Origin of the sequence: Caenibacillus caldisaponilyticus, from assembly GCF_002003465.1 — a bacterium.
In the GTDB taxonomy this organism is placed as follows: domain Bacteria; phylum Bacillota; class Bacilli; order Bacillales; family Sporolactobacillaceae; genus Caenibacillus; species Caenibacillus caldisaponilyticus.
Map to the genome: position 1 here is coordinate 13,678 of NZ_BDDQ01000036.1, position 26,381 is coordinate 40,058.

Annotated in this window: 24 protein-coding genes; 8 read left to right on the forward strand and 16 right to left on the reverse strand. The window is 54.2% G+C overall.

Annotation, left to right across the window (positions count from 1 at the left end; genetic code table 11):
- Positions 1-14 precede the first annotated feature (14 nt).
- The 11 genes from CCB157_RS11220 to CCB157_RS11270 all read right to left on the reverse strand — a co-directional run bounded on the left by CCB157_RS11220 (position 15) and on the right by CCB157_RS11270 (position 11,097).
- Positions 15-1,289, reverse strand: coding sequence for an ABC transporter substrate-binding protein (locus CCB157_RS11220; RefSeq protein WP_077615986.1), 1,275 nt, complete (start codon positions 1,287-1,289; stop codon positions 15-17).
- A gap of 147 nt (positions 1,290-1,436) precedes the next feature.
- A complete protein-coding gene (locus CCB157_RS11225; protein WP_143287021.1) occupies positions 1,437-2,486 on the reverse strand; it encodes a serine hydrolase domain-containing protein in 1,050 nt (349 codons plus the stop codon).
- 9 nt (positions 2,487-2,495) lie between these two features.
- The gene (locus CCB157_RS11230) at positions 2,496-3,359 is read right to left on the reverse strand and encodes a MurR/RpiR family transcriptional regulator (RefSeq protein ID WP_369688674.1); all 864 of its coding nucleotides are present in this window, start codon (positions 3,357-3,359) and stop codon (positions 2,496-2,498) included.
- Between the two features lie 186 nt (positions 3,360-3,545).
- On the reverse strand, positions 3,546-4,091 hold the full coding sequence (locus tag CCB157_RS11235) for an REP-associated tyrosine transposase (RefSeq protein WP_077616010.1): 546 nt from the start codon (positions 4,089-4,091) through the stop codon (positions 3,546-3,548).
- A gap of 126 nt (positions 4,092-4,217) precedes the next feature.
- Positions 4,218-5,162, reverse strand: a complete 945-nt coding sequence (locus tag CCB157_RS11240) for an ABC transporter permease (protein WP_077615987.1) — start codon at positions 5,160-5,162, stop codon at positions 4,218-4,220.
- On the reverse strand, positions 5,159-6,070 hold the full coding sequence (locus CCB157_RS11245; protein ID WP_238594679.1) for an ABC transporter ATP-binding protein: 912 nt from the start codon (positions 6,068-6,070) through the stop codon (positions 5,159-5,161). Before CCB157_RS11245 ends, CCB157_RS11240 begins: the two co-directional genes overlap by 4 nt.
- A gap of 135 nt (positions 6,071-6,205) precedes the next feature.
- A complete protein-coding gene (locus tag CCB157_RS11250) occupies positions 6,206-6,922 on the reverse strand; it encodes a gamma-glutamyl-gamma-aminobutyrate hydrolase family protein (RefSeq protein WP_077615989.1) in 717 nt (238 codons plus the stop codon).
- 859 nt (positions 6,923-7,781) lie between these two features.
- A complete protein-coding gene (locus CCB157_RS11255) occupies positions 7,782-8,309 on the reverse strand; it encodes a VanZ family protein (protein ID WP_077615990.1) in 528 nt (175 codons plus the stop codon).
- A gap of 305 nt (positions 8,310-8,614) precedes the next feature.
- Positions 8,615-9,898, reverse strand: a complete 1,284-nt coding sequence (locus CCB157_RS11260) for a polymer-forming cytoskeletal protein (RefSeq protein WP_077615991.1) — start codon at positions 9,896-9,898, stop codon at positions 8,615-8,617.
- 16 nt (positions 9,899-9,914) lie between these two features.
- The gene (locus CCB157_RS11265) at positions 9,915-10,394 is read right to left on the reverse strand and encodes a PilW family protein (RefSeq protein ID WP_077615992.1); all 480 of its coding nucleotides are present in this window, start codon (positions 10,392-10,394) and stop codon (positions 9,915-9,917) included.
- A gap of 262 nt (positions 10,395-10,656) precedes the next feature.
- The gene (locus tag CCB157_RS11270; protein WP_077615993.1) at positions 10,657-11,097 is read right to left on the reverse strand and encodes a prepilin-type N-terminal cleavage/methylation domain-containing protein; all 441 of its coding nucleotides are present in this window, start codon (positions 11,095-11,097) and stop codon (positions 10,657-10,659) included.
- Between the two features lie 309 nt (positions 11,098-11,406).
- Here CCB157_RS11270 and CCB157_RS11275 point away from each other — a divergent pair, with 309 nt between their 5' ends.
- From CCB157_RS11275 to CCB157_RS11315, 8 genes are all read left to right on the forward strand, one after another.
- Entirely contained in the window at positions 11,407-13,077 is a 1,671-nt protein-coding gene (locus CCB157_RS11275; protein ID WP_077615994.1) for a GspE/PulE family protein, read from the forward strand.
- A gap of 342 nt (positions 13,078-13,419) precedes the next feature.
- Positions 13,420-14,475, forward strand: a complete 1,056-nt coding sequence (locus CCB157_RS11280) for a type IV pilus twitching motility protein PilT (protein WP_077615995.1) — start codon at positions 13,420-13,422, stop codon at positions 14,473-14,475.
- A gap of 38 nt (positions 14,476-14,513) precedes the next feature.
- Positions 14,514-15,836 carry a type II secretion system F family protein gene (locus CCB157_RS11285; RefSeq protein ID WP_238594682.1) on the forward strand — a complete coding sequence of 441 codons (1,323 nt, stop codon included), beginning with the start codon at positions 14,514-14,516 and terminating at the stop codon, positions 15,834-15,836.
- Positions 15,837-16,029: 193 nt separating this feature from the next.
- Complete coding sequence (locus tag CCB157_RS11290) at positions 16,030-16,440, forward strand: type IV pilin protein (RefSeq protein ID WP_077615996.1); 411 nt, start codon at positions 16,030-16,032, stop codon at positions 16,438-16,440.
- Positions 16,441-16,442: 2 nt separating this feature from the next.
- Positions 16,443-17,192: a prepilin peptidase gene (locus CCB157_RS11295; protein ID WP_077615997.1), complete on the forward strand. Its 750-nt coding sequence runs from the start codon at positions 16,443-16,445 to the stop codon at positions 17,190-17,192.
- Between the two features lie 198 nt (positions 17,193-17,390).
- The gene (gene pilM / locus CCB157_RS11300; protein WP_158077289.1) at positions 17,391-18,317 is read left to right on the forward strand and encodes a type IV pilus biogenesis protein PilM; all 927 of its coding nucleotides are present in this window, start codon (positions 17,391-17,393) and stop codon (positions 18,315-18,317) included.
- Positions 18,318-18,575: 258 nt separating this feature from the next.
- Positions 18,576-19,163 carry a PilN domain-containing protein gene (locus tag CCB157_RS11310; protein WP_077616000.1) on the forward strand — a complete coding sequence of 196 codons (588 nt, stop codon included), beginning with the start codon at positions 18,576-18,578 and terminating at the stop codon, positions 19,161-19,163.
- Positions 19,160-19,717: a hypothetical protein gene (locus CCB157_RS11315; protein ID WP_077616001.1), complete on the forward strand. Its 558-nt coding sequence runs from the start codon at positions 19,160-19,162 to the stop codon at positions 19,715-19,717. Before CCB157_RS11310 ends, CCB157_RS11315 begins: the two co-directional genes overlap by 4 nt.
- A gap of 388 nt (positions 19,718-20,105) precedes the next feature.
- Here CCB157_RS11315 and CCB157_RS11320 read toward each other — a convergent pair whose 3' ends face one another.
- From CCB157_RS11320 to celB, 5 genes are all read right to left on the reverse strand, one after another.
- Complete coding sequence (locus tag CCB157_RS11320; RefSeq protein WP_077616002.1) at positions 20,106-20,807, reverse strand: LutC/YkgG family protein; 702 nt, start codon at positions 20,805-20,807, stop codon at positions 20,106-20,108.
- On the reverse strand, positions 20,804-22,246 hold the full coding sequence (locus CCB157_RS11325; protein WP_077616003.1) for a LutB/LldF family L-lactate oxidation iron-sulfur protein: 1,443 nt from the start codon (positions 22,244-22,246) through the stop codon (positions 20,804-20,806). Before CCB157_RS11325 ends, CCB157_RS11320 begins: the two co-directional genes overlap by 4 nt.
- Positions 22,247-22,260: 14 nt before the next feature.
- Entirely contained in the window at positions 22,261-22,980 is a 720-nt protein-coding gene (locus CCB157_RS11330) for a (Fe-S)-binding protein (protein WP_077616004.1), read from the reverse strand.
- Between the two features lie 559 nt (positions 22,981-23,539).
- The gene (locus CCB157_RS11340; RefSeq protein ID WP_077616012.1) at positions 23,540-24,310 is read right to left on the reverse strand and encodes a FadR/GntR family transcriptional regulator; all 771 of its coding nucleotides are present in this window, start codon (positions 24,308-24,310) and stop codon (positions 23,540-23,542) included.
- Between the two features lie 186 nt (positions 24,311-24,496).
- A complete protein-coding gene (gene celB, locus CCB157_RS11345; protein ID WP_077616006.1) occupies positions 24,497-25,819 on the reverse strand; it encodes a PTS cellobiose transporter subunit IIC in 1,323 nt (440 codons plus the stop codon).
- Positions 25,820-26,381 lie beyond the last annotated feature (562 nt).

A 26,381-nucleotide genomic window follows, 5' to 3' on the forward strand; every position in this document is an offset into this window, starting at 1 on the left:
CAAACCTTTCTTATTTACTTTTGAAAAGGCTTGTACCATTTTGAAATATCTTTTTGTATCTTATCGGCTAATTGTTGCGGTGTTTGTTTACCAGCAAGAAGCGATTGCATTCCGGCTGCCAATTCGGTATCAATACCGGGATCACCTTGAGAGAACGGCGAACGGATGCGGAACAACTTATTGATGGCGCGGTTTTTATAATTATCCATCGCCACTTTTAACATTTCTGTACCCTTAGTTGGAGTGATACCGGGATAGGCAGGAATTTCACCGAATGTATCCGTATACATTTGTGCATATTCTTTAGTCGCTGTGAACTTCAAAACTTCCAAAGCCGCATCTTTTACTTTGCTCTTCGCATTTACCCCGTATCCGCCATCGACAAAAGCATAAACATGCGGTTGTTGGCTCTCATCCACTGGCGGCGCTAGGAAACTTCCAATCTTTAAGTTGGGATTTTGACTTTGCAAAGTATTTACCGCCCAAATACCATCGACAATCATAGCCACTTTTCCTTGGGTAAAGAGGGTTTCCATGTCTTGATAACTAGCAGCCGAATACCCATCTTGAAAATATTTTTTCAGATCGTTGATTCGTTTTAAGACATCAACAAATTTAGGATCGCTAAATTTGTTTTTACCGTCGATTAATCCTTGAACCCACTCATCGCCGAGTGATGACGCTCCAACCGAGTCAACAATCAGATTGAGCGCCCATCCTTCGCGCCCGGAAACAGCCATCGGCGTGACATTTTTTGATTTCAGCGTATCCATAATATTAATGAGATCATCCCAAGTTTTCGGTTCCTGAAGATTATACTTCGCAAAAATATCTTTATTATAGAAGAATTGAGACGTTTGAATCGCAAACGGAACGGCATAAGCTTTTCCGTTTGTTTTGACTTGTGACAATATGCCATCCGTGAAATCCTTCAAGCCTGGAACTTTATCATCCAAAGCGACGAGTTGACCAGCTTCAGCATACTTACTAATGCCGGCACCCCCACGGAGCGTAAGAATATCCGGCCCCTTACCACCTTTCATTGCCGTTTGCAAGGAAGCATCATATTGTGTTGGTGTAAAATCCCTGAATTTGATCGTAATTTTTTTGCCCTTCTCGTTTAACTTTTTTTGTACCTCTTTCCAAATAGATGCGTCCTGTTTCCTCCAACTCCAAATCGTCACGGTTTGGTTACCATCTTTGCCACCGGATGAATTAGATGAACATGCTGCCAAAGAGCCAAAGATGATCGCAAAGATTGCTAGACATGACACAATCTTTTTCAACATGATGACCCCTCCATAAATTTTTATAAAAGATATCAGTAACGAAATAAGATTTGTTAAAGAACGAATAACTCCCCCTTTCAAGTAAAATTCAAATTCATTTATATAACCATGGTTTTGAAATTTTATTTCAAATTAACCAAAAAGATATCATTGCATTGCCATAGCCACCAAATTATGAAACAGCCTGCGCACCCGGTTCATGTTGATCGCCCGGCTGATATGCACGCGGTTGGTGAGAAGGATGACGCCGATTTGCCGATCGGGGTCGATCCAGATCGACGTGCCGGTGAAGCCGGTGTGGCCGTAGCTATCTTTTGAGAGCAAATAGCCAAGTGGCGAATATTCATCGTCGACGAGTTGCCAACCGAGCCCCCGATTCAGATTCAAGTGCCGAGTGTAGTTCCGGCGGCTCGCCTGCATAACGGCCGGTGCCAAAAACGCGGCTCCTGTCTCCGTCTTGCCATCGTTGAGCCACATCTGGACATATTTTTTAAGATCGGCCAGAGTCGAGAACAGGCCAGCATGTCCGCTGACGCCGCCCATATGAAAGGCGTTCTCATCATGGACCTCGCCCCAACGGTACGTTTGTTCTTCCTCTATCCATTCGGTCGACGCGAACCGCTCTTTGGCCGCTTGCAAATTAAAGCCCGTCTCCGTCATCCCAAGCGGTTTAAAAACATACTCTTCCGAAAATTTATCGAGCGGCAATCCCGACAATTCTTCGATGAGGAAGCCCAACAAAATAAAGTTCAAATCGCTGTAAACCACTTGCTCGCTCGGAATGGACGGGCATTTGAGTATATAATCAAGAATTTGCTTTTTGGACAAACCCATTTTGTAAAACGGCTTATGCGCCGGTAAGCCGGACGTGTGCGTCAGCAAATGCTTGATCGTCAGCTCCCCGTTGACGGCCGTTGGGAAAAACCGCTTGACGGGGTCGTCCAGATCGATCACCCCTTCCTCCATCAGCAAAAGGATGCCCGGCAGCGTGGCGCACACTTTCGTTAATGACGCCAAGTCAAACAACGTATCGAGCCGCATCGGGAGTTTGAAATCCTTATGGGCATATCCGATCGCGTTCTCGGCCAGCGTCTCATTTTTGGTAACAATCGCGTAGACCGCCCCCGGAATTTGGCGTTCCTGTATCATGACGCTCAAAAACCGATCGATTTTGGCAACTCTATTCGAATCCAGCATGGAATCGCCTCATTTGATACGAAAGCTGTTTTGGAGCGCCTTGCGCGAGCGGTTCAAATAACGGAGCGATTCTTCGTAACTGCGGCTCGCGACGGCGATGTACAGGATATCGACAACATTCAGCTGAACGATGCGGGAAGACGTTGCCGCGGAGCGGATATCCGCTTCGCTCGAGAGGGTTTCGATGTGCACGTCGACGAGCCGGCCGAGCTCATTGGTCCCGTAGCGCGTGATGCCGATGGTTTTGGCGCCCCGCTCTTTGGCCGCTTTGATGCACTCGATGACTTGCGTCGTTTCACCGGAATAGGAAAAAGCGACGGCGACATCTTTTTCCGTCAATGTGACGGCCGAGGTCAACTGCAAATGGGCATCGCTGTAGGCGGTGCACGGTTTGTTGATCCTCATGAACTTATGCTGCGCGTCCTGCGCGATGAGCTGGGACGCGCCGGCACCGTAGAAATCGATGCGCCCGGCTTTCGCCAGCCAATCGACGGCTTGTTCGATTTTGTCGGCGTCCAAGATATTCAGCGTTTCATTGATGGAATAAACATTATTGTTGGAAACCGAGTGGATGATCGTGCGGATGTCGCTTTTCGGGCTGATTTCTTTATATTCGTCGCCGTTCGTGCCAAGGTTCTGGAGATCGCCCGCAACCCGCAATTTCAAATCTTGGTAACCTTTTAAACCGAGGTTTTTGCACAGGCGAATGATCGCAGACGGGCTGGATCCGCTCGCCTCCGCCAATTCGCTGACCGTCATTTCGATCATTTTTTCGGGATGGTCCAAAATGTATTGCGCCGCATTCCGTTCCGAAGGATTGATGCGATTCAATGATTCTTTAATTCGGGAGAGACCGCCCCGCAACATCAACATCACCCTGACTGTAAGCGTTTTCTCTTTGTCACTATTATGCCCATATTGATTTTTTGTGTCAAGATTTATTTTTAAAAATGAAATTTTATTTCAGCATATTGGGGGACAGTCCCCCATCCATTTAAAGCATTAAAGCAGAATTGGGAAATTCTAAGGATTTTTCACTTTAACGCTTCATTGCACTGCTCAGTTGGGGGACAGTCCCCCGATCACATAATTAAAGTAATTTTTTCTTCTCGGTTCAGGAACATGAGAAAGGATTTTTTCAGTGATGACATGGGGGTCTTTCGCGGAGGTAACGAAGGCGGGGAAACTGCTCCATTTGTAATCCAGCGGATGCTCTACGAGGCCCGCCCTGAGCGGGTTTAAATGAATGTAGCGGCTCGCTTCCAAAAAGTATTTGGGCGAATCGATCAAGCTCGCCTTGTAGCGATCTTGGAAAACATGGCCGTTTAAGTCATGGCGTTTATTAAAGTAAATCGCGTAAAGGGAATGCAACATCTTCATGATGTCGCCGGGAGGAGTGGTGAGGGTCTCCAAAAGGAGGTGAATGTGGTTATCCATCAAGCAATAGGAATGAAGCAGGAACGGATAGCGCTCGCGCGTTTCTTCCAATAGGCGCAAATACTTCTTTCGGTCGCCGTCGTCGAAAAAAATGGCGGACCGGCGATTCCCGCGGCTGGTGATGTGATACATCGCGCCGGGGAACCATACTCGTGTTTTCCTCGACAAACATATCACACCTTTCAAGCGGGGGACTGTCCCCCGCTTCTTTAAAGTATTAAAGTACACCAACTTCAATATCCGATAAAATCAACTTCACCCCATTAATGCTTTAGCGCGACGGGGGACTGTCCCCTAATCGGTGACGTCGCGCTTGGCGAAGGTGTAGAAGGAGACGAGCATAAACAGAATGAAGTAAACGAGCAATACGGCGATGGAAAACCCGAGGGTGGTATCTTTCAGAAAATGCGTCCCCTCTACGTACTGATATAAATCGGTATTCAAGAAAAACAGATACTTCGCAACATCCAAGTGCAGCGAAGACAAAATGCCGACAACCACCGGACCGGCGAAGAACAGGAAGACACTCAAGCCGATCGCCAGGGCGTTATTCTTGAAGAGGGTCGACAACATAAAGGCGAAGGCGCCCATGATGATGAGATCGACGAGCGCGGAGCCGAACAACTGCAAAAAGTGGTAAAGAATCGAGACGTCGTGAATATGATTGCCCTTCATATACACGTAGCGGTCGGCTCCCATATCGAAACCGAGGAAAATCCCGCTGATGATGAACGTCAAAGCGAGGTCGATGAGCAACAAAACGACACCCGTCACTACCACCGCCAAAAATTTGGCAAGCAAAATCTTCCACCTATGAATCGGACGAATGAGCAGCAGTTTGATCGTTCCCCAGGAATATTCTTGTGAGACGATGCTCCCGCCGATGATCACAATAAACACCGTCACGATGACGAAGGTGATATCATGCGACATATTCATAAAGCCGAAAACCGTATCGCCATATAACGGCGGAATGTTGTGGTCGAGTTGATATTGATAGAGAGCGGGATCTTCGTTGGGCATCATCAAAGAATCGTCGGGCGGGCTGTCGTTCGATTGTTTGGCCGTCATTTCCTTTTGCAATTCTTGCCGCCAATTGCTGTGGTCTTCGGCATCCTTTGCCACCACGGCCGCCAGCAGCACGATGATCCCAGCCAATATTATGAGCATGATCCAAAACATTTTGCGTTTATAAATTTTGATCATTTCATTGTGCAAGAGCTGCCAAGCTCTGATCATTCGGCCCGACCTCCCGTCGCTTCCAGGAAGCGTTCTTCCAGACTTTTCCGGACGGTTTGAATGCCGTATACTCCGATGCCGTTCTCAACGAGCCTGCGGTTGACCGCCGGAATGGCCTCCCGTTCCGCCTCGACGACAAGCTGTTCGCCATGCGTTTTCACCGCGATGTCCGGAAGGCTTGAACGGAGCAGCGCCGCCGCTTCTTCAAGCTTATCCACCTCAAAGGCGATTTCAAGGATTTCCGCCTCCGGCTCCCGGACGCTTTGAGAATCGATGATTTGCCCTTTTTGCAAGATCAGGACGCGGTCACAGATCAGCTCGACTTCGCTGAGCAAATGGCTCGAAATGAAAATGGCGAGGCCTTCTTCCTTGGCCAATTTGCGCAGGTAGTCGCGCAGTTCGCGAATCCCCGCCGGATCCAGGCCGTTCGTCGGTTCGTCCAAAATCAGCACCTTGGGATTGTGCAAAAGGGCTTGGGCGATGCCGAGACGCTGGCGCATGCCGAGCGAATACGTTTTAACCTTTCTCTTGATGGCATCGGTCAGGCCGACGAGCGCCGTCACTTGATGCAAACGGTCTTCCGACACATTGGGATGCATTCTTTTATAGTGCATGAGGTTGTCGTACCCGGACAAAAACTTGTACATTTCCGGGTTTTCGACAATGCCGCCGACGTATTGGAGCGCCTCTTCTTTTCGCGTTTTCACGCTGTAGCCGTTGATCAGGCAATCCCCTTCCGACATCGACATCAGCCCGAGCATCATGCGCATGGTGGTCGTCTTGCCGGCGCCGTTCGGCCCGAGAAAACCGAGCACCTCGCCGCTATGAATATCAAAGGTCAAATCTTTTACAATTTCCTTGCCTTTGATGCGTTTCGTCAACTGACGAACTTCAACAACCGCACTCACGGTTTCACTCCTTCTTCGGGGACTGTCCCCCATTGCTTTAATGCATTAAAATAATGTCCATTCCTTCGCTGTAAAATCGACAAAAGGAACGGGATAGAAAAGCGCGTGCGATGCGGCCCCATGTCTTGGTTCAGGTCAAATTTCCTTTCCGGACGCCTGGACGAACGCTTCGAAAAGCCGCTTGGAAGGCGCGTCGTTTTTTTCCACAAGACATTCGGGATGCCATTGCACGCCGACGACGAAGCGGTGGCGGGTGCTTTCAATCGCCTCAATCATGCCGTCGCTCGAGATGGCCGAGACGCGGAATCCATCCCCGACCCTTCGCACCGACTGGTGATGGAAGCTGTTCACTTTAAAACGCCGCGCCCCCGCTATTTCATGCAAAAGCGACGAAGGTTCGGCTTCAACGAAGTGTGAGGCATGCCAACGCGGCGCTTTTTGTTGATGTTGCAACAACGGCTGCTCCTTCACCTGCGAGTAAATATCTTGATAGATGTCTCCGCCCGTGGCCACGGCCAATGCTTGGATGCCTCGGCAAATGGCTAGAATCGGCTTGTTCGCCGCCAAAAACTTGGCAAGCACCGCCAGTTCAAAACGATCGCGTTCCGGCGCCACCTCACCCAAACCCGGGATCGGTTCTTCATTGAAAAGGGTGGGATCCAGATCGACGCCGCCTGAGACGAGTAATCCGTCGAGACGCGACGCCAGGCGCTCCACATCGCCGTCCTCGGCAAGATTCGGCAAAATCACCGGCACGCCGCCCGCCGCCGTCACCGCCGTCACATAAGCTTGAGCCAGATTCACGGATCCGTCTTTTGCTATCGATGAAGTAATGCCAATGATCGGTTTCATGTGCACCTCCAAGATGTTCAAGACGAAGTAGAGAAATCTATTCGCTCCATCAATCATGCATAAGATTCCGACTTCTCTTCGTCCCATCCCCCCCGTTTCTTCCGGATGCCAAGGATCGGAAGCCTTGCCAGTTATTCTTACTAATCCCACTTTACCAAATGAACTGCGAGTTGGCACCACTAAAAAATTTAACAAAAAATCGACAGCCTTCGATTTTGGGACCGTCCGACGGCATTTTTGATGCGAAAAGGACGCTTTGCCTCACCGAGATCAACCCGCACCACGCGCGTAAAATGCTGCCTTATAAAGACAGCCTCTGACCATGACGACGGTCGATCCATAAAACTCCCGGGCGAAGCCACCGCTTCCGTCCTTCCAAAAGAGCAGCCGAACCGCATCGCGAACGGCCGCTTCGATCACCACGATCCGCTCCCATAAAAAAACACCCGATCCGCCTTACGTGCAGCTAAAGCGCCGCCTTCGGCTGATCGGATGAGCCATTTATGTCAAAATGGAGAGGAACACGAAAAGGGAGGTCAAACCAAGGCATAAACGACGTTTCCGACAAACAGCCGGGGCCCTAAGGCACCGGACGCGGACGTTTCAGAACGGGCATGGCCCCGATGACCATCAGGCTCCGTCCCATGACAACGAACGGATGCAGAGATGCATCATTCACGCTTTTCAAACAAGCGCTCTTTGTTCATTATATAGAACTTCATCTTTACCGTCAATACGATTCCCGCATCTTTTGACGATCGTCAAGGACTTGCTGCACTTTTCAGCGTCTCCATCCCGCCGGAAGCTGGATCCCTGCCATTCGTTACCTTCGAAGAAGAACGAATGGGCCGGCCTCGGATTAACGGAACGTCATTTTTCCCGCCGTCCGCCCGTCACGGCCGAGCGGCGGACGGAAACCCGTGAAAAGGGCCGCGCACAACAAGGCGAGCAAAATCCCGAACAAATCAAAGGTGAACACATCGATGGCGTGGCCGGTCCGCCCCGGCACGAAGGTTTGATGCCATTCATCCAACGCCGCATAGGAAAGCGAAACGAGGAAACTGATGCCGTACACCCATTTGCGGGCCACGGCCAACGTCGACAACAACCGCAGCAGGCACGTGGTGATGATGGCGTATTCCAAAACGTGCCCGAACTTTCTTATCCAAAACTCCACAAAATCATAAGGCCGCCGCGTGGTGACGGTTTCTCCGTCATAGGTAAACGCCACATGCGGCAAACTGTCGGTCGTCAGTTTGATATGCTCCCGCAAAAACGGTTTGATGTCCTGCTGTTGATACGGCGTGGCCGATTGCTTGTAAGTGACCATGACAACGATGCCGATCACAACGATCCACGCCAAAAACCCGAATTTATCCTTGATCATGACCAACCCTCTTCTTAAATTCTTTCGCTTCAATTGGAATGACGCACATGATTGAAGAAATGCGCCGGTTGCGCCTCTGGATGAACCAACCGCGCCGGTTTCCCGATGGATGAAAAAACCGTACGTGCCGCGCCACACATCTATTTTAATGAAAAGCCTCGCCCGCTTTACATAGAAAAAAACCGCCATTCGGTCCCAACGTCATGTCATGGCTATTGACGATCGGCGACAGCGCATGCGCATGGTGACCATTGGCGCTGAAGACCCTGCGCCCCATTTGATGAAAAAACGGGCTGAGGCGGCCCTCATTTTCCCTCGCCGTTTTCGTACACGACAACGGGCGCTTTCACATTTTCAAAACGACCGGCGGATTCCGAGCTGTTCGGATCGGCTTCTTGCGTGGAAAGAGTCACCTGGCCCTTATTTTTGGCCCCGATATTGGCCGTTCCGGCAACCACCAAACCGCGCTTGAAATCCGTTTCAAAAGCTTGGGAATTGTTATTGGGGAAATCGACGTCCCCGGCGACATACACCGTTCGATCAAACACCGCCGTTGGATGATCGATGACGAGATCGCCGTCCACATAGACATAGCCTTGAAATTCAACCTCGCCGTCTAACTTCAAATCGCCGTTGACGAACACATTGCCTTTAAACGTCAAGCGGTCGCCGTCCCGGACGGCATACCCGTTTGCAAATTTGACGTCATCCGGATATTCCGCCGAACCGGCGGACATGCCGGACAAAATCGTTCGGTAACTTTGCTTCATAAAGCGCGCTTTGATCTCGTCGAAATCTACGGGGTGCGGAAACGCGTCCACTTTGACAGCCCGCCCGATCTCGCATTTGTTGCAATCGAAGCGGTCCGTGTAATAGAGCGTGCCGGTCACGTTGACCTCTTTATGATTGCCGTTTTTGTGGCCGAATGACATCGTCTGGATGTCGCCGTTGACTTGCAGGCCGCTGATGACATCGACGCCTCCCCCGGCGTGCAAAGCAACGGGAAGGTACGGCAGCGACAAACCGTTATGCGGGGGCGTTTCCGGGATCGATCCCTTGTACGCAAAGGTTTTAACCATTTTCACGGCGGCTTGCGGTTTGCCCCGGACCACCCCTTGGCTCGTGATCGTCCATTCTTCCGTGTCGTCGGCCAACTTTTTCCGCTCGATGGCGATCCGGTAGCTGTATCCGGGTTCGACCGTTACTTCCGGATGGGCTTGATACGCCGCCGCCAAGGCGTTCAGTTTGTCGAACGCTTCGGTTTCGGATGAAGCCCGGATGTCATCGATGCGCCCGCTCACCGCTTTTAACCCCATCTCCGCCAAATCCGTGGCTTGCACGCGGCTTTCCCGGATCCCGTTTTGTATCGCGCTGTTCGCGCCAATGGCGGCAATCGACAAGCCGAGCAGGATAAACAGCGTGCACACCGCCAAAACGGGAACAAGCGTAAAGCCTTTTTGCGCAGATTCCGGCTGAAAAATTCCGCTTGCGCCCCGGCTCCGCCCTCGCCATCTGAACGAAGGCCGACTCATTGCGCGGCGAATCGCCTGATGATCCGGCTTAGACCATTTATAATGAAACTTTTTCATCCCGATCGCCCCCGCATCACCAAGGATAATAGAGCGTATTCACGAGCCGCAGCGCTTTTTCAGACGGTCCGCGGTCGGACGGCCGCACGACCAAGGTGATTTCGAGCGTTTTCCGGGCGGCGTCAAATTGAAAGCGGCTGCCGTTATAGTCCATATCCGGTGCCGAAATGGCCTGGCCGTTCACAACGATTCGGCCTTCGGAGGAGACATCCAGGGGAAAGGGATGACCCTGTTGTTCATAAAACGTCCGCGTGATCGTCGTCATGACGACGTCGGCGTCTTGTTTCACGGCGGTTTCCGCCCGTTGTTTTGAATAAGCGTTCATGCCGTTGATCAAAACGCCATACACCGCTCCCAAAATCATCACGGCGATCGTCAATGCCGCGAGCGTTTCCACGAGCGTCAAGCCGTGTTCATTTTTCACGGTTAAACGGTTTCGGAGATCCATGCCGCCTTTCATCGCGTTTCCCCACTTTCCCTTGGCCGTGCGATCCATCACATTGAGCCTCGGCTTCCTTTTCCACGCATCCGTCCGTTCTCGGGACCGTCCGGTTCACGGGGATTCAGCCGCGAAAAAACTTGACCGATGCCGCGAGCCGTTGCGATCCTGGCGGCGGGATGAGCCGATTCGCCGAAACCGGCGAGATGCGGATTGACTGACTTTTTATTTCTTGTAAAGACTTTTGCTCTCACCGGCGCGCTTCGGCGTGATCGGACTCCCGCTCCAAGCGATTTTGAACAAACGCCGCCCAAACGCTTCATGAGCCCGATTGCGGGTGATAATAACCGAACGTTTCAACATAATGCGTGCCGTAATAGGCGCGGACGATGACCGGATAGTAACCCGGAAGCACTCCGGCATCCTGGACAAACAACCATATTTTATAGGTATGGCCGTTCATCTCCACCGGCGCCAAGGCCTTGCAGCCGATGAGATCAGCCGGGCTGTCCGGCGGCGGCGTGCACGTAGCCGACAATAAATCCTCCCCCGTCCCGCCGGGTAGGTTCACGTATTCTTCCAAATATTTATGAGCGAGATGAACGGCGGCCAACTTGTCCGCATTAGCGGCCGTCATCTTTCCGCCTTGCACAAAAAATGAAAAAAAGGTCATTAAGACGATCGCCAAAAGGGTGACGGACAACAACACTTCGATCAACGTAAAGCCTTTTTCCCCGCGCTTGAAATAGAACGCCTTCATCGCCACGCCCTTCTCCGTTTTTTACACTTTATTATAATCTGTCAAGCCCCATGCCCAAGTCATTCTTGATAACCTTCTTATTTTCTCATAAAATTTCATTAAGGACTAAAGTCCTGGTAATTTCATCCTCGAAAGAAGTATAATAGTCCCATAAAATCACCCTTATGTATGATTATACTACCTTTAAGGAGTATTCCAATAGATCGTTCCATCCCCCTACATGGAGTGCCATGAGCCGATTCCTTCCGGACGGCAAACAAAGTCAGATCGCCTTCCCGGCTCATCCATACCGTTAAAGGAGCGTTTTTTATGAGCGGACCGCTCAGAAAACGGCTCGGTGATCTGCTCATCGACGCCGGATTAATCACAAAAGAACAATTGGAAACCACTTTGAAATCGAAAAATCGTGACCAAAAGCTGGGCGACGCTCTCGTACAAAACGGTTACATCACCGAACAACAACTCATCACCGCCCTTGAACAACAGCTGGGCATACCGCACATTCATTTATACCGCCAAGCCATCGACAAAAATTTGTCCAAACTCATCCCGGTTGATATGGCGAAACAAAGAGACATCGTGCCTTTTAAAAGAGAGGGACAAACCCTTTATGTGGCGATGGCCGATCCCATGGATTTGTACACGGTGGAAGAACTTCGCCTGCTCACGGGTTATCAAATTGAGCCGGCCATCGCCGCCCGCGAAGACATTCAATGGGCGATCCGTCAAATTTACGGTTTAGACGATTCCGTCGAGGAGCTCCTGACGCAAATCCCGACGACGGACCGCGTCGCTGTGACGGATCGGAACGACAACACTTCGGCGATCGCTAAACTCGTCAACCAAATTTTGATGAACGCGATCGAACAGCGGGCGAGCGACGTCCACATCGATCCCCACGAATCTTCGATCGCCATCCGCTATCGCATCGACGGCGTGCTCAACACTGTGCGCACCTTGCCGAAAAACATGCAAAACATTTTAACCGCGCGCATGAAGATCATTTCCAATTTAAACATTACCGAATCCCGGCTGCCTCAAGACGGACGCGTCAAATTGGAGCTGCAGGGCAAGGCCGTCGATCTGCGCGTTTCGACGCTGCCGACGATTTTCGGGGAAAAAATCGTCGTGAGGATCCTGGATTTGCACAACACGCTGCAGTCTCCGCAGCAAATCGGCTTCAGCGACCAAAACTTGAAAACTTTTCTCGGCTTTATCGAAAAGCCGAACGGCATCGTCCTCATTACCGGGCCGACGGGATCCGGAAAAACGGCGACGCTGTACGCCGCCTTAAACCATCTGAATACCGAAAAGGTCAACATCATCACGATTGAAGACCCGGTCGAATATCAGCTGGAAGGCATCAACCAGATCCAGGTCAACCCGAACGTCGGCCTCACGTTCGCCAACGGCTTGCGCGCGATCTTGCGCCAAGATCCCAACATCATCATGGTCGGGGAAATCCGCGATTCGGAGACGGCGGAAATTGCGGTGCGCGCTTCGCTCACCGGCCATCTCGTGCTGAGCACGATCCATACAAACGATGCCGTCAGCACGATCACCCGCCTCATTGACATGGGGATCGAGCCGTTTCTCATCGCGAGCTCCTTGACCGGCGTCATCGCCCAGCGCCTCGTCCGCCGCGTCTGCCTCCATTGCGGGGCATTCGAACCGGCCACCGCCAGGGAAAAAGAAATCTTCGCCAGCCGCGGCCTCGAGATCGACCGGGTCTTTCGCGGCAAAGGCTGCCGCCGCTGCAACATGACCGGTTACCGGGGGCGGACCGCTATTCATGAAATTTTGACCGTGGACGACGAAGCGCGAAAACTCATCATGAACAACGCGCCGACGCAAGCGATCCGGAAATACTTCGAGGCGCAAAACATGGCGTTTCTCATCGACGACGGGCTCATGAAAGTGAAAGAGAGCGTGACGACGACGGAAGAAATCTTGCGCGTCGTCGCGGGAACGTCCATCTGAACCGCCGTTTCACCGTGCCGGTCGAAATGGCCCGTCCCCCGATAAAGACAGCAGGACAAGCGGCCATATCGGCCGAATCGAACGCCTGATGAAGATCCAGTGGGAAGATCAATTTTTTAGCCTTTGATCAAACGATTAGGAAGAAAAACGGAGAAGCGCGGCAATTAAAACCAAAAGCCCTCACAATAAGGCGAAATGGATTTAAGGAGGTGAGTGCCATGTGAGGCGGGGGACGGGTGATGGTTGAGGATCCGCCGCGCAATGTTGCAAACATCCGCGATGTCACCATGAAGCCGCCGTCAAACCGGCCGGCGGCGGTTGTTCCGGAAGGACGGTATTCGCATGAAACCCATCCACGACTTGTTGAAAGAGGCTTTTGACCGCGGCGCATCCGACTTGCATTTGACGGTCGGGAGCCGTCCCGTTATGCGCATCAACGGCGTGTTGACGAAAACGAGCGACGAACCTTTGAAACCCGAAGATACGGAAGCGATGGCGCTGGCGCTCATCCCGGAACAGATGCGCGACCGTTTTTACGACAAAGGCGAAATCGATTTTTCCTACAGCATGTCCGGCGTCTCCCGTTTTCGCGTCAACGCGTACAAACAGCGCTCCTGCATCGCTTTAGCGATTCGCGTCATCCCGACCAAAGTGCCGACGCTCGAGGAATTGGGCTTGCCGGAAATCCTAAAGGACATCGCCCGCGCCGCACATGGTCTCGTTCTCGTCACCGGTCCGACGGGAAGCGGCAAATCGACGACGCTTGCCGCCATGATCGATTACATGAACCAGACGATGAACCGGCACATCATCACCTTGGAAGACCCGATCGAATTTCTGCACAAGCATAAGGGCTGCCTTATCAACCAGCGCGAAGTGGGGCTTGACACCGGCGGTTTCGCCACGGCGTTGCGGGCGGCGCTCCGGCAAGATCCGGACGTCATCCTCGTCGGCGAGATGCGCGACCTCGAAACGATCGCGACCGCCATCACCGCCGCGGAAACCGGACATCTCGTGCTCGCCACCTTGCACACGACCGACGCGCCGACGACGATCGACCGCATCGTCGATGTCTTTCCGCAAGGCCAGCAGGCGCAAATCAAAATCCAGCTGGCCTCGGAGTTGGTGGCGATCATCTCGCAGCGCTTGTTTCCGACGATCCGCGGCGACGGGCGCGTCGCCGCCATGGAAATCTTGATCAAAACGCCGGCGGTCGCCAACTTGATCCGCAACGACAAAACCCACCAAGTGCCGAGCATCATGCAAATGAACCGCCATCTCGGCATGTGCACGATGGAAATGTCGGTGACCCAGCTCGTGCGCGAAGGGAAAATTTCACAAGAAGCGGCCCGGGACTATCTGGGCGTCGTGATGTCGCGAAGCCGCGAGCCCATGTAAAAAACGGCGGTCTTTAGCGCTGGAATCCCTTCGCTCAAATGGAAGCGACGCTCAACCGCCAAAAGGCGGCGCCGGGCAGCCGGAAAGAGGCGGTCAGCGCCATCTCTGAAATCAGTGGCAGCGGGCAAACGCAGCGAAAGGAAGATGGTCACATGCCGTTATATCGCTACCAGGGGCATACCGAGACCGGCAAACTGAAGCGCGGGCGCATGTCGGCGGCGACGCCGCGCGAAGTCTCGATGCGCCTGCGGGATAAGGGCATCATCGTCACCCACTTGGAGGAAGCGCCCGAATCCATCTGGACCAAAGAAATCACCTTTGAGCGCAAAGTCAAGGACGCGGATTTTGTCATGTTCCTCCGGCAATTTGCGGCGCTTCTCAAAGCCGGCGTGTCCGTCGTCGACGCGACCGCCCTGCTCGCCGAACAGACCGAATCCGAACCGCTGAAAAAGGCGCTTTACGGCATCGACAAGGAGCTGCAAGCCGGAAATCCATTTTCCGCGGCGGCCTCGGCGTATAAAAAGGTTTTTCCGCCGCTGTCCGTTCACATCATCCGCGCCGGGGAATTGAGCGGTCAGTTGGACGAATCTTTTGAACGCTTGGCCGCCTACTATGAAAAGCAATACGACACCAAACAGAAGATCCGCTCGGCGCTCGCTTATCCCGCGGTCGTCATCGCCGCGTCGATCATCGTGATCATCTTTATGCTCGCTTTCGTCATTCCGAGATTTCAAGCGATGTTTGCCGGCCTCGGCATCCAGATGCCTTTGATCACCCGCCTCGTTTTTGGGGCGAGCCGAGCCATCGCGCACGGCTGGTGGGGACTCATCTTCCTCGCCGCCGCGGCCGCGGTCGCCTTGTATTTTTTAAAAAAAGCGCCGGGAGCCCGCTATCTTTTCGACAAGGCCGTCCTGAAGCTGCCCGTTTTCGGCATCTTGTTGAAGAAGGCGGCGATCGCCCGCTTCACGCGGACGCTCGGTTCGCTTCTGTCCGGCTCCGTCCCGATACTGGAATCGGTGCAAATGGCCGAACAAGTGGTCGGCAACGCCGTGATCCGCGAGGTGCTGGCCGAAACGCGGGATTCCGTCGCCGCGGGGGAATCCTTGGCCGAGCCGATGAAAAAAAGCGGCATCATTCCCCCGCTCGTCACGCAAATGATCGCGGTCGGCGAGACGACCGGCTCGCTCGATGAGATGCTCGCCAAAGTCGCCGATTTTTACGAGGCGGACGTCGGCCACGCGACGGAGCGCGTGAAAGCGTTACTTGAACCGCTCTTGATCGCCGCGCTCTCCGTCATCGTCGGCGTCATCATCCTTGCCGTGATCGTTCCGATGTTTTCGCTTTACAACCAACTCGATTAATAAAAACTGGAAAACACCCAAACACAAATGGGCCATACATTTCCCTCTGACGCTTTCGCTTGCCGTGATATGCTGGCAAAGGTTGTCCGACGGGGGATCGGACGGAGCCATGACATTCGTCCGGTCACCACCGTCCTAAAATAAAATCCCAACCCATACTATGAAAATAGTAAAAGGTGAAAGGAAGAGTGATATGTTGAAAAAAGCATTGAAAAACGAACGCGGTTTGACGCTCGTCGAACTGCTCGCGGTCATCGTCATCCTCGGCATCATCGCCGCCATCGCCGTCCCGAGCGTCAGCACTCTGATCAACAAATCGAATAACAAAGCGAAAGTGGCGGAAGCCGTCGAGATCATCGATGCGGCCAAACTCTATGTGGCGGATAATAACGTGCAAGTCCAAAACGGCTCAAATTTAAATTTGTCATGGGGATATTTAGATCCTTATCTTGATCATGTAAAAGATAAAAACTTTACGGTCTCTGTTGTAACCGATGGCAACGGAAAAGTGACCTATTACATTTACAATCATGAAGCCAATAGTATCGTCGGGAATCCTGCCTCTGAATCACAACTGACCGATTGGCTTAATAGCCACAAATAACAATGATCACCCTTGGCTTTTTCGCTCTGGGGCTGATTTTGGGTTCGTTTTATAACGTCGTCGGCTTGCGCGTGCCGGCGGGCGAATCAATCGTGGCGCCGCCGTCGCATTGTCCGCATTGCGGGCGGCGCCTGTCAGCCCTGGAGCTTGTTCCCGTTTTTTCTTATCTTTTTTTAAAAGGCCAATGCCGAACGTGCCGTGCGAAGATTTCCGCGCTTTATCCGGCGATCGAGCTTGCGGTCGGGCTCCTTTTCGCTTGGGCTTTCCACCGTCTCGGTTGGGCGCCCGAGCTGGCGGCGGCTCTGGCCTTGGCGTCGCTTCTCGCCATCGTTTTCGTCTCCGACGTCGCCTACATGCTCATCCCGGATAAAATCTTGTTGGTCTTTGCGGCGCTCTTTGTCGCCTTGAACGCGTGTCTGCCGTTTCGGCCATGGGAAGACGCATTTATCGGGAGCGCCGTCGGCTTTCTGTTGCCGTACGCCGTGGCCGTCGTCAGCCGCGGCAAGATGGGCGGCGGGGACATTAAATTGTTCGCCGTCCTCGGTTTTGTTTTGGGCTGGAAAAACGTGCTCGTCGCTTTCTTCCTGTCCGCTTTTTTCGGCGCGGTCATCGGAGGAGCAGGATTGGCCGCCGGAATGATCAAACGCGGCAAACCGATGCCATTCGCGCCGTTCATCGCGCTCGGCGCATGGGCGGCCAGCTTTTTCGGCACCGACATTTGGAATTGGTACTTCCATTTCCTATCCGATTGACCGCCGCGCCTAAGCTCATTTCACGCGTGTTCTTGATCGGTCCATCGGCGGTTTCGGATCCCACCCTATCTTCTGGTCCATCGCCCCGAAACCGCCGGCCGGAACAAACCGGGCGGCTGAAGGCCGTCCGGTTCATTCCGGCCTTCGTGCCGTTCCGAAATGGAACGCCGACGACTCGATAAAAGGATGAAAAGTTCCATGGCGAAAACAACCTTGCGTGTCAGCATCGACTTTGACGATCGCGCCGTTCGCTATGTCGCGGTAAACGGAACCGACGCCGGAGCGGTGACGGCTTTCGGCGAACGCCGGTTGCCGCCCGGCGTCATAAAAAACGGCAAAGTCGCCAATCGCCGCAAGTTGACCGACATTCTGAAGAAATGCGCAAAGACTTGGCGCATCAAGCGCCAAGCCGTCCGCTTCCACGTGCCGGATGCTTTTGTGTTTCTCCGCTCGGTGGACATTCCGGAACACGTCCAGGAGGAAGAAATCAAAAGCCACTTGTACATGGAAATGGCGGCCAGCCTCCCGTTGCCGTTCGAGGATCCGATTTTTGATTATATCCCGCTCGAAAACCATAAGATTCTCTTGGTCGCTTCCTCGCGGGCGATCGTTGCCGATTATGCGGAGGCCTTGCGAAAAGCGGGGCTTAAGCCGATCGCCGCCGACATTACGCCGCTGTCGTTTTACCGGCTCCTTCATGCGCGCGGCATCGCCGAGCCCGATGATCACGTGCTTTGCGTCGGTTTGCACCGGCACATGATGAACGTGAGCATCTTTCACGACGATAAGCCCCTTTTCATCCGGCAGTTTCTCGGAACCTATGACATCGCGCTCGGAACGGAGGCGGCCTACAACGCGGACGAAAAAGACGCGCTGACGGAAATCGAGCGGGTTCTTCATTTCTACCGCTATACGATACAAAGGGGCGATGCGGGCATTACCAAAATCGTTTTGCTGAGCGACAGCAATCACGTCGATTTGCGCGACGCCGATCCCATCTTGTCGGCGGCGCTCGGCGTTCCGGTCAAGACGCTGCAATCGTCCGACTTTCCGACAGAGATGGCCGGTCCGATCCCCGAGACGTGCTTGCTCGCCTTAGGGCTCGCCCTGCGGGAAGACGATTGAACGCCATCCTTTTGGACATTTCAGCGCCGACGCTTTGCGCCGATCCCTTTTTGACACTTTCCATCGTGCCGTCGGTGAACGCTCCCGATCGCCAACCGTCTCTCGGCGGCCGTTTTCCTTGCGTCCTAGGGCCGACACCCCGCTGTGCAACGGGTGCCCCGGATTCCACAACCCGGCGTGCGGCTTTGCCGGCGGCCTATCAACGGGCGCGCATCTTCGTCAAAATGAAACATCATCTATTGTGGGCAGGGGACAGCCATGCTCGTTAAAATCAACCTTCTCCCCGAAAGGAGCAGCCGGGATTATAAAGGCTTTTTTGCCTTTTTCATCCCGTTGCTAATCGGGGCGATGCTCATCGTATGGTCGACAACGACATATTGGCACGCCCGCCAAGCGCTTTCCGCCGCCGAACATAAGCTCGACGCCTTGAACAAAGTCGTGGCGGCCGCGGGGAATGGCGGCCAAAGCGCGGCGAACGGCGCCCGCCCGGCGGTGCAACGCGCGGCGATCGAACAGTACGTTCAGCGGCTGCCCCGTTCCGCGCACTTTTTGTTCGACCGGTTTGTGGCGCTCTTGCCCGACAAAAAAGCGCTGCTCACCTTTGATTACAACCGCGGAAGCGGCGTGGAGCTGACCGTGCAGCTGTCGGCGCTGCAACAGGTCTCCGATTATTACCGGAAAATCAAGAGCTTAGGATTTGTGAAAACGGTCCGGCTCATCGACATCACCTCGTCGCAAGAGACGGATGGGAAAAAAGCGGCGGGCGCCGCGCGCGTCGCCCGTTTTCATATTGAAATCGATGTTTCGGCCCTCAACGCGGCCGCCAAAGAGGAGGGGGGATCATGATGCAGTTGTCGCCGCTTAAACTCTTCGGCCTGGCGCTGATCCTCCTCACCTTTGCATGCGCGGCTTTGATCTATTTGAATTGGACGCAGCCGGCTAAAGACGATCTCGCCTTAATGGAACGGCGCGTTCGCCTTGAAGAGAAACTGGTGTCGGCAGCGCAAAAACATCCGGAACAAAAGGAGAAACAAACCGCTGCGGCAGACGCCTTGCCGTCCGATCCCGCGATCGACGGGCTCGTCCGGCAATTGGGCGCGGTCGAAAAAGACGCCAAATGCGTCATCTCGGACATCTCTTTCGAAAAAGCGGAAAGCGATTCGGCGCCGGCGAATGTTGACAAACGTCCTTACGGCTTAAAAGTGGTGACCGCGGAATTATCGGTGTCCGCACCTGACGAACAAGCCATGACGCGGTTTCTGCAACGGATCGAAACGATGCCGAGGGCGGTGACCATCGACGCCGTTCAACTGGACCGGCAGCCGGATCAAAAATCCGGTCCGATCGCGTTTACCGTGACTTTGAGCGCCTTTTACATCGGACAAACCGCTGGCCGCTGACCTTCGCCCGCGCCGCTCCCTTTTGCCGCAAAGAAGAAAAAATGCCCTTGCGAATCCCCCTATCTCACCCGCTCCGCCCGCGGGCGGGCGCGCCACAGCCACGAAAGCCGGCGGCGAATGGCGGCGCGCTCGCGAACCCTTCGGCTTGTCATTTCCCGCCAGCAGGATCTATGCTATGCAGGCCGCCATCCGCCTTTTCCCCTTTCGAGACCGCACGGATAGATTTTCGAACCGAGCGTCTCCCGAACGTATTGATGTTCGAAAAGCGCCGCGATCCGCGCTCACCCGCTGAAAATGGCCGTCCATTTTCCAGTATCTTCTTTGACTTCCCAGTCTTAAAGAAAAAGCCGCCAGACCGGCTTCTTTGTCTGGCGGAAAACTAAACCATTCAACGATCGGTGACCACGATATAGGCGACGCGGACCGGGCCGTGCACGCCGACGACCAAGTTCATCTCGATGTCGGCGCTGTTGCTCGGGCCTGAGACGAAGTTGATATAGGAGGCGACCGCCTCGCCCGAATCGGCCCGCTTTTCGATGTTTTGGACGGCCTGGGTGAGGCGCGGGACGAGCGTATGCTTTGGAACGATGACGATGGACTGCGTCGGCAGCAGTCCGACCGAACGCGACCGCCATTTATCGTGGAAGAACGCCACGGTGCCCGATTCGGCGAGCGTGACATCGCTGAAGGCCAAGCCGATATTGGCCGCGGCCGCCTTTTCGATGTTCACTTGCCCGAGGGAGGGATCCCAGATAAACGCCTCTTCTTCTTCCAAAACCGGATCCAAGCCGTATTCGCGGAAACGCGGATCGGCACCGCAAACGACGGGGCCGCCGCCTAGGGCGTGAATGGTTTCCGAAAGGCGTGCGCCGAGCGCTTCCGCGGTCGTTTCGTAAACATCGGTGTGAATGTTTTGGCACGCGTTTTTGAAAACAGACAACAGCTCATCTTGGGAGAAATCTTTATACACGTCGAGCTCCGGCCGATGGAGCCGCTCGAGCATGGGTGCGGAACGGACGCGGTTGCGCCCGAGACGGTCGGCGATGCGGTTTAAAAAGGCGTCGCGGTTGTGAATCGATCCCGTCGTCATTCGCCGCCCTCCTTTTCTTTCTTGTGCGCTTTAAACCATTTGCGGAAATCGTCCTTCACCGGAGCGGGAAAATCGCGGATGTCCGTCCACGGTTTGAGCGGTCCGGGCCCCTTGCGAATGCGGTCGCCATCTTTGAGCGGAGCTGTCACGGCCGGCGCCAATTTCTCGGCCAACCGGAACAGGGGCGGCGAAGCAGCGCCGACCGCGAACGCCTTCATCGCCAACTTTTCTCCGGCCGGCGGATGTCCCGCGCCCGCCACGTAACGCTGGCGATGCTTGATGAGCAGCTCGTGAAGCGGGATGCGGACCGGACAAGCTTCCGTGCATGCGGCGCAAAGGCTTGAAGCGTAAGGCAGCTCTCCGTATTCCTCATATCCACCGAGGATCGGGGACAAGACCGCCCCGACCGGCCCCTGATAGATCGACCCGTACGCATGGCCGCCGATGTGGCGGTAGACCGGGCAGACGTTCACGCAAGCGCCGCAGCGGATGCACTGCAAAATCGGCTGAAACTCCGTGCCCAACGCCTTCGAACGCCCGCCGTCGACGATGACGAGATGGAAATCCTTCGGTCCGTCGGCGCCGTCATTGTTGGCCTCCGGCGTGATCGCGGTGACGTATGTCGTGATTTTCTGCCCGACCGCGCTCCGGCAGAGGAGCGTCACGAGCACGTCCAGTTCCTCCCACGAGGGAACGAGCCGCTCCATGCCCATGACGGCAATGAAGGTCTCGGGCAGCGTCGCCACCATGTTCGCATTGCCCTCATTGGTGACGAGCACGATGCTGCCGGTATCGGCGACGGCGAAATTGCAGCCCGTGATCCCGACGTCCGCTTGCAAAAAGGCTTCGCGCAATTGTTCTCTCGCAAAGGCCGCGAGCTCTTCCGGCTTTTCGCTCCGGCTGTACCCTTTTTTCTCCCGGAAAATATCGCGGATGTTTTCCTTGGTTTTATGGAGCGACGGGACGACGATGTGCGACGGCCGGTCGTGGTCGTCGAGTTGAAGAATGTATTCGGCGAGATCCGACTCCAAGACGTCGCATCCGATTTCTTCCAACGCCTCGTTCAAGCTGATTTCTTCGGTCACCATCGATTTCGCTTTGACGATGCGCTTGGCGTTTTTCTTTTTGATGACGCTTTGGATGTATTGTTGGGCCTCTTCCGCCGTCTCGGCAAAAAAGACGTGCCCGCCGCGCGCCGCGAAGTTTTCGCTCAATTGTTCCAAATAATAATCGAGATTTTCCAAAGTGTGCCTGCGGATTTCTTCCCCGGCTCGGCGCCACGTCTCCCAGTCGCCGAGCGCTTCGTCTCGCTCCGTCGCGTTCAATTTTCTTTCCCTGAGCCCGTCTTGCGCGGCGGCAACCGCCCGGCGGGCAAACGTTTGCTGCACCCCGTCCTTGACTCGCTCTTTAAACGGCTTGTCGCCGATTTTCATCGGCACGACGCATTCCTCCCTTAATGGCGGTGATTGAGCACTTCGCTGATGTGCATCACTTTGATCGGTTTTCCGAGGCGGCTCATCCGTCCGCCGATATTCATCAGGCACCCGTTGTCGGCGCCGATGAGCACGTCCGCACCGCTTTCTTCGATGTGGCTGATTTTTTCATCAACCATCTGTTCGGATATCGCCGTCATTTTGACGGAAAACGTCCCGCCGAAGCCGCAGCAGTCGTAAGCGTTCTTCAGCGGCAGGAGCTGCAGGCCTTTGACGTTCTTTAATAGTTTAAAAGGCGCTTCTTTTTCGCCGAGAAGCCGCGTCATGTGGCAAGACGTATGGTAGACGGCTTTGGCATGGAATTCCGCGCCGACGTCTTCCACGCCGAGGACGTCGACGATAAACTGCGTAAATTCATAAGTTCTTTCGGCGACGGCTTCCGCGCGCACCTTCCATTCCTCGTCGTCCGCGAACAACTTCGGGTATTCTTTAAACATCGCCGCGCACGAGCCGGACGGCGTTACGATATAATCCGCCTCCTCAAAGGCCCGAATCATTTGCTTCGCCGCCTTCGCCGCCTCTTTCCGGTAGCCGCTGTTGAAGGCCGGCTGCCCGCAGCAAACCTGGCCTTCGGGAAAGACAACGTCGCAGCCGAGCCGTTCAAGAATTTCGGTGACGTCGCGGCCGACTTTTGGATAAAACATTTCCGAAAGGCAGGTGATAAACAATGACACTTTCAATGAGACGTTCCTCCTTGCCTGGCCGGTGGAACGGCCGAACTTCATAGAGACGTTCAATGCGCCGAAACGATCGAAAACCACGCGGAACCGATTTCCCGCGCACGGGGGAATCGCCTTCCCTGCTCGTCAAGCCTGCCGGCGACTTTGCGCAGTAATCGTTTACAAAACGACACCCCTCCGACCGATCGGCGGAATACCGAATGAAGGGTGTTAAAACATCAGGTCATCTGATGACTTTGCGCTATGTTCATCGTAACTCTCTTCGCCATTCGTTTTCAACACTTTTGTTAAAAAAATCACAGCAGGCCCGCGCCATACGGCGTCCCGCAATGAAAGCCGCCTTTTTTGGGAGCCCGTTTTTCACGACGGCCGGGGAGCGAGCGTTACGCGCCCTGTCATGCCACACTTTTTTCGTCGGTGACCGAAGATCATCAGGCCACTCCTTATTCCTGGGATGAAGCCGCCAGCCGGCACCGCCCGTCGGCGCGCCCGCCGGCAGCATAATTTTGTTTACCCCGGCGGACGCATTTCATCCCTCTGCTGGAACGCCCTGAGCCTTCTAGGTGGCTGACCGGTTCGACAAGCCTTCCCGTTTATGAAAGTACGTCATGAGAACCTCCTCCACGCGCTCCAAATGGGCGAGCATCCGCTCTTGCGCCGCTTGGGCGTCGCGGATTTTGATCGCTTCGAAAATCTGCTTATGTTCTTGGTAAAGCCGCTCCAACGTCGCTTCCTTGGAATACAGCCACAATCGCCGCGTCTCCCGCATCGTATCGGCCATCAGGTCGGCCACGCCGGACATGAGATGTTCAAGCAAGGCGTTATGAGACGCTTTGGCGATCGCCATGTGAAAGTTCAAGTCGGCTTGTTCGCCGAGATCCGTATTTCCGCGCTTGTTTTCCGTTGCGCTTTCGCTCGCCGCTTTCATGTCCGCAAGCGCTTTCGCCATTTCGTCAAGGTCGGACTCTTCCCATTTGCGGGCCGCCGATGCCGCCGAACCCGCTTCAAGGATTTTCCGCACTTCGAGCAAATCCTGAATATCTTTTTCGTCCATGAGCATCGTCGTCGCAAACACGGCCTGCGACAAGGCTTGGGGATTGTATTCTTTGATAAAGGTGCCCTCGCCCTGCCGCATTTCCACGAGGCCCATCGCCCGCAGCGCGCTGAGGGCCTCCCGGATCGCCGAGCGCCCGACTTGAAAATTTTCGGCGAGCTGTTGGACGGAATCCAAACGGTCACCGGGTTTTAACTGCCCAGAAACGATCATGTGCAGCAGCTCATCGATGACCACTTCATATATTTTCTTGCTCTTAATCTTTTTATATGGCAAATCGTTCACCTCAGCGCCGAAACTACTTCTATTTTACTTTAGCCCCCTTCTCGTCACAATGCATCTTATAAAATACCTATTGAACAGCCGGTTTCTCAGCCTTTTTCGCACGCAACATGCCCGCGATCGTAAAGCCCAAACAGCGCAAAAGCACGATGCCGCAACCGCGGCCGCTCACTCCCTCTTCTACTGTTTGGCTGCCGTTTCTTCGCTCGCCTTTTGCCGGTCCCACAGCCGGACGAACGGGTAATAGATCACGACGGCGATGAGAAGGTCCACGAGCTGAATGAATGCCCCGGAAAGCTTCCCGCCGGAAGCCAGCAGGCCGCTGATGAAAATCGGGGTCGTCCACGGAACGGCAACGCCGCTCGGTTTGGCGACCCAGCCGATGTCCATGGAGAGATAAGTGACCAACACGATGACGAGCGGGGCGAGGAGAAACGGGATGATCAAGAGCGGATTCATCACGATCGGGGTGCCGAAGATGACCGGTTCATTAATATTGAAGATCGCCGGCCCGATTGCCAGACCGCCGAGCTGCTTCAATTGTTTGCTGTGCGCCCTGAACAGATAATACAAAACGAGCGCAATCGTAAAACCGGAGCCGCCGACGGTGATCCAGACTTCATAAAATTGCGACGTGACGACGTTCGGCAAATCGGCATGCGGATTTTCCATAAACACTTTGCGGTTCTCATCCATCAAAGCGAGCCAGATCGGCGTCATGATGCTTCCGACGATCGCATCGCCGTGTAGGCCGACGACCCAAAGGAGCTGAATGCAGAACACCGCGACGAGCACGCCGCCGAGCCCGCCCCCAAGAATGCTGAGCGGCGTCGTGATGATGGCATTGATCAAGCGGTCGACGCTTTGGTAAGGCGTCCATTCGATCGCCAGCCGAACGATCCAAAAAAACACGAGGACAACAAAACCGGGGATGAGCGCGGTAAACGAACGGGAAACGGCGGGCGGCACGCCGTCCGGCATTTTAATGACGATGCGTTTCTGAATGAAAAAGCGGTAGATTTCCGTAGAAAGAAGGGCGACGATGAGGGCGACAAACAACCCCTTGCTGCCGAGAGAAACCATCGGCATGATGCCGGTGACGTGCACGGATTGCTTGGCACCGGCGGGCACGAAGTCCATGGCTTGAGGGAGAATGAGGAAAAAAGCGGCGACAGCCGTAACCCCAGCCGTGATGCCGTCGACTTCATAGCGTTTCGCCAAATGGTAGGCGACGCCGATGCACGCGATGAGCGCCATGATATCAAACGTGGCGTTGACGGGATAGGTCAGTTTTTCCTGCCAAGCTTTTCCGAACACGTCGGCCATGAAGTCCGTGTAATGAGGAATCGGCAAAAAAGCGATGATCAAAAATAATGACCCGATGATAATGAGCGGCAGCGTCAAGACGATGCCGTCGCGTATGGACCCGAGATGCTTTTGGTTTTGAATCTTGACCGCAACCGGCATTAAATACTTTTCTAAAGCGGCCGTCAGACCATGCATGATCGGTCTCCTTTCCGGGAACACCCGCCCCGTTTTCGGTTTTTATATGACGCCGCGACCGCGCCGACGGCGACTTTTCCGTTCCGGCGCCCTTTCATGCGAGATGGCTGGATCGATGAAAAACCTTTCTCCCCTTCGGTTCGGCAAAGCCTTCCTATGAATGTAGGATTGTTTTTCGCCACGCGCGATCCGTTTCGGCCAACCGCCTCCAAACCTCTTTCGGCTGAAGGCCGTCCTCCCATGGATCAAAGGGCCTTGGAAATGTATATGCCTGCGCCTACACCCTTATGAATGCGTTTTCAAATCATAGGTCCGCAAATTCGGATGTACCGGTCTGCTTTTTAACGGGATCGATCATTCAGTCGACTGTACGAGCGAGACAAAGAACCGCCCGCATGTAAATTTCTAAAGACAAGCGCCCCATCGGATCGATCTCAACTTTAAAAAAAAACGATCGGCGAAACGACAACTAACAAAAGGAAAAGCGCCGGCACACCCGGCGCTTCTTAATCCTTTTAACCGACTATATGACACCCCCTGTCTGCTGAAACAAACCCAATCG

Coding starts and splice junctions, on each gene's coding strand:
- CCB157_RS11220 (WP_077615986.1), bottom strand. CDS start 1,289: ATGTTGAAAAAGATTGTGTCATGTCTAGCAATCTTTGCGATCATCTTT.
- CCB157_RS11225 (WP_143287021.1), bottom strand. CDS start 2,486: ATGCTGGATTCGAATAGAGTTGCCAAAATCGATCGGTTTTTGAGCGTC.
- CCB157_RS11230 (WP_369688674.1), bottom strand. CDS start 3,359: ATGTTGATGTTGCGGGGCGGTCTCTCCCGAATTAAAGAATCATTGAAT.
- CCB157_RS11240 (WP_077615987.1), bottom strand. CDS start 5,162: ATGATCAGAGCTTGGCAGCTCTTGCACAATGAAATGATCAAAATTTAT.
- CCB157_RS11250 (WP_077615989.1), bottom strand. CDS start 6,922: ATGAAACCGATCATTGGCATTACTTCATCGATAGCAAAAGACGGATCC.
- CCB157_RS11255 (WP_077615990.1), bottom strand. CDS start 8,309: ATGATCAAGGATAAATTCGGGTTTTTGGCGTGGATCGTTGTGATCGGC.
- CCB157_RS11260 (WP_077615991.1), bottom strand. CDS start 9,898: ATGAAAAAGTTTCATTATAAATGGTCTAAGCCGGATCATCAGGCGATT.
- CCB157_RS11265 (WP_077615992.1), bottom strand. CDS start 10,394: ATGGATCGCACGGCCAAGGGAAAGTGGGGAAACGCGATGAAAGGCGGC.
- CCB157_RS11270 (WP_077615993.1), bottom strand. CDS start 11,097: ATGAAGGCGTTCTATTTCAAGCGCGGGGAAAAAGGCTTTACGTTGATC.
- CCB157_RS11275 (WP_077615994.1), top strand. CDS start 11,407: ATGAGCGGACCGCTCAGAAAACGGCTCGGTGATCTGCTCATCGACGCC.
- CCB157_RS11280 (WP_077615995.1), top strand. CDS start 13,420: ATGAAACCCATCCACGACTTGTTGAAAGAGGCTTTTGACCGCGGCGCA.
- CCB157_RS11285 (WP_238594682.1), top strand. CDS start 14,514: ATGGAAGCGACGCTCAACCGCCAAAAGGCGGCGCCGGGCAGCCGGAAA.
- CCB157_RS11290 (WP_077615996.1), top strand. CDS start 16,030: ATGTTGAAAAAAGCATTGAAAAACGAACGCGGTTTGACGCTCGTCGAA.
- CCB157_RS11295 (WP_077615997.1), top strand. CDS start 16,443: ATGATCACCCTTGGCTTTTTCGCTCTGGGGCTGATTTTGGGTTCGTTT.
- pilM (WP_158077289.1), top strand. CDS start 17,391: ATGGCGAAAACAACCTTGCGTGTCAGCATCGACTTTGACGATCGCGCC.
- CCB157_RS11310 (WP_077616000.1), top strand. CDS start 18,576: ATGCTCGTTAAAATCAACCTTCTCCCCGAAAGGAGCAGCCGGGATTAT.
- CCB157_RS11315 (WP_077616001.1), top strand. CDS start 19,160: ATGATGCAGTTGTCGCCGCTTAAACTCTTCGGCCTGGCGCTGATCCTC.
- CCB157_RS11320 (WP_077616002.1), bottom strand. CDS start 20,807: ATGACGACGGGATCGATTCACAACCGCGACGCCTTTTTAAACCGCATC.
- celB (WP_077616006.1), bottom strand. CDS start 25,819: ATGCATGGTCTGACGGCCGCTTTAGAAAAGTATTTAATGCCGGTTGCG.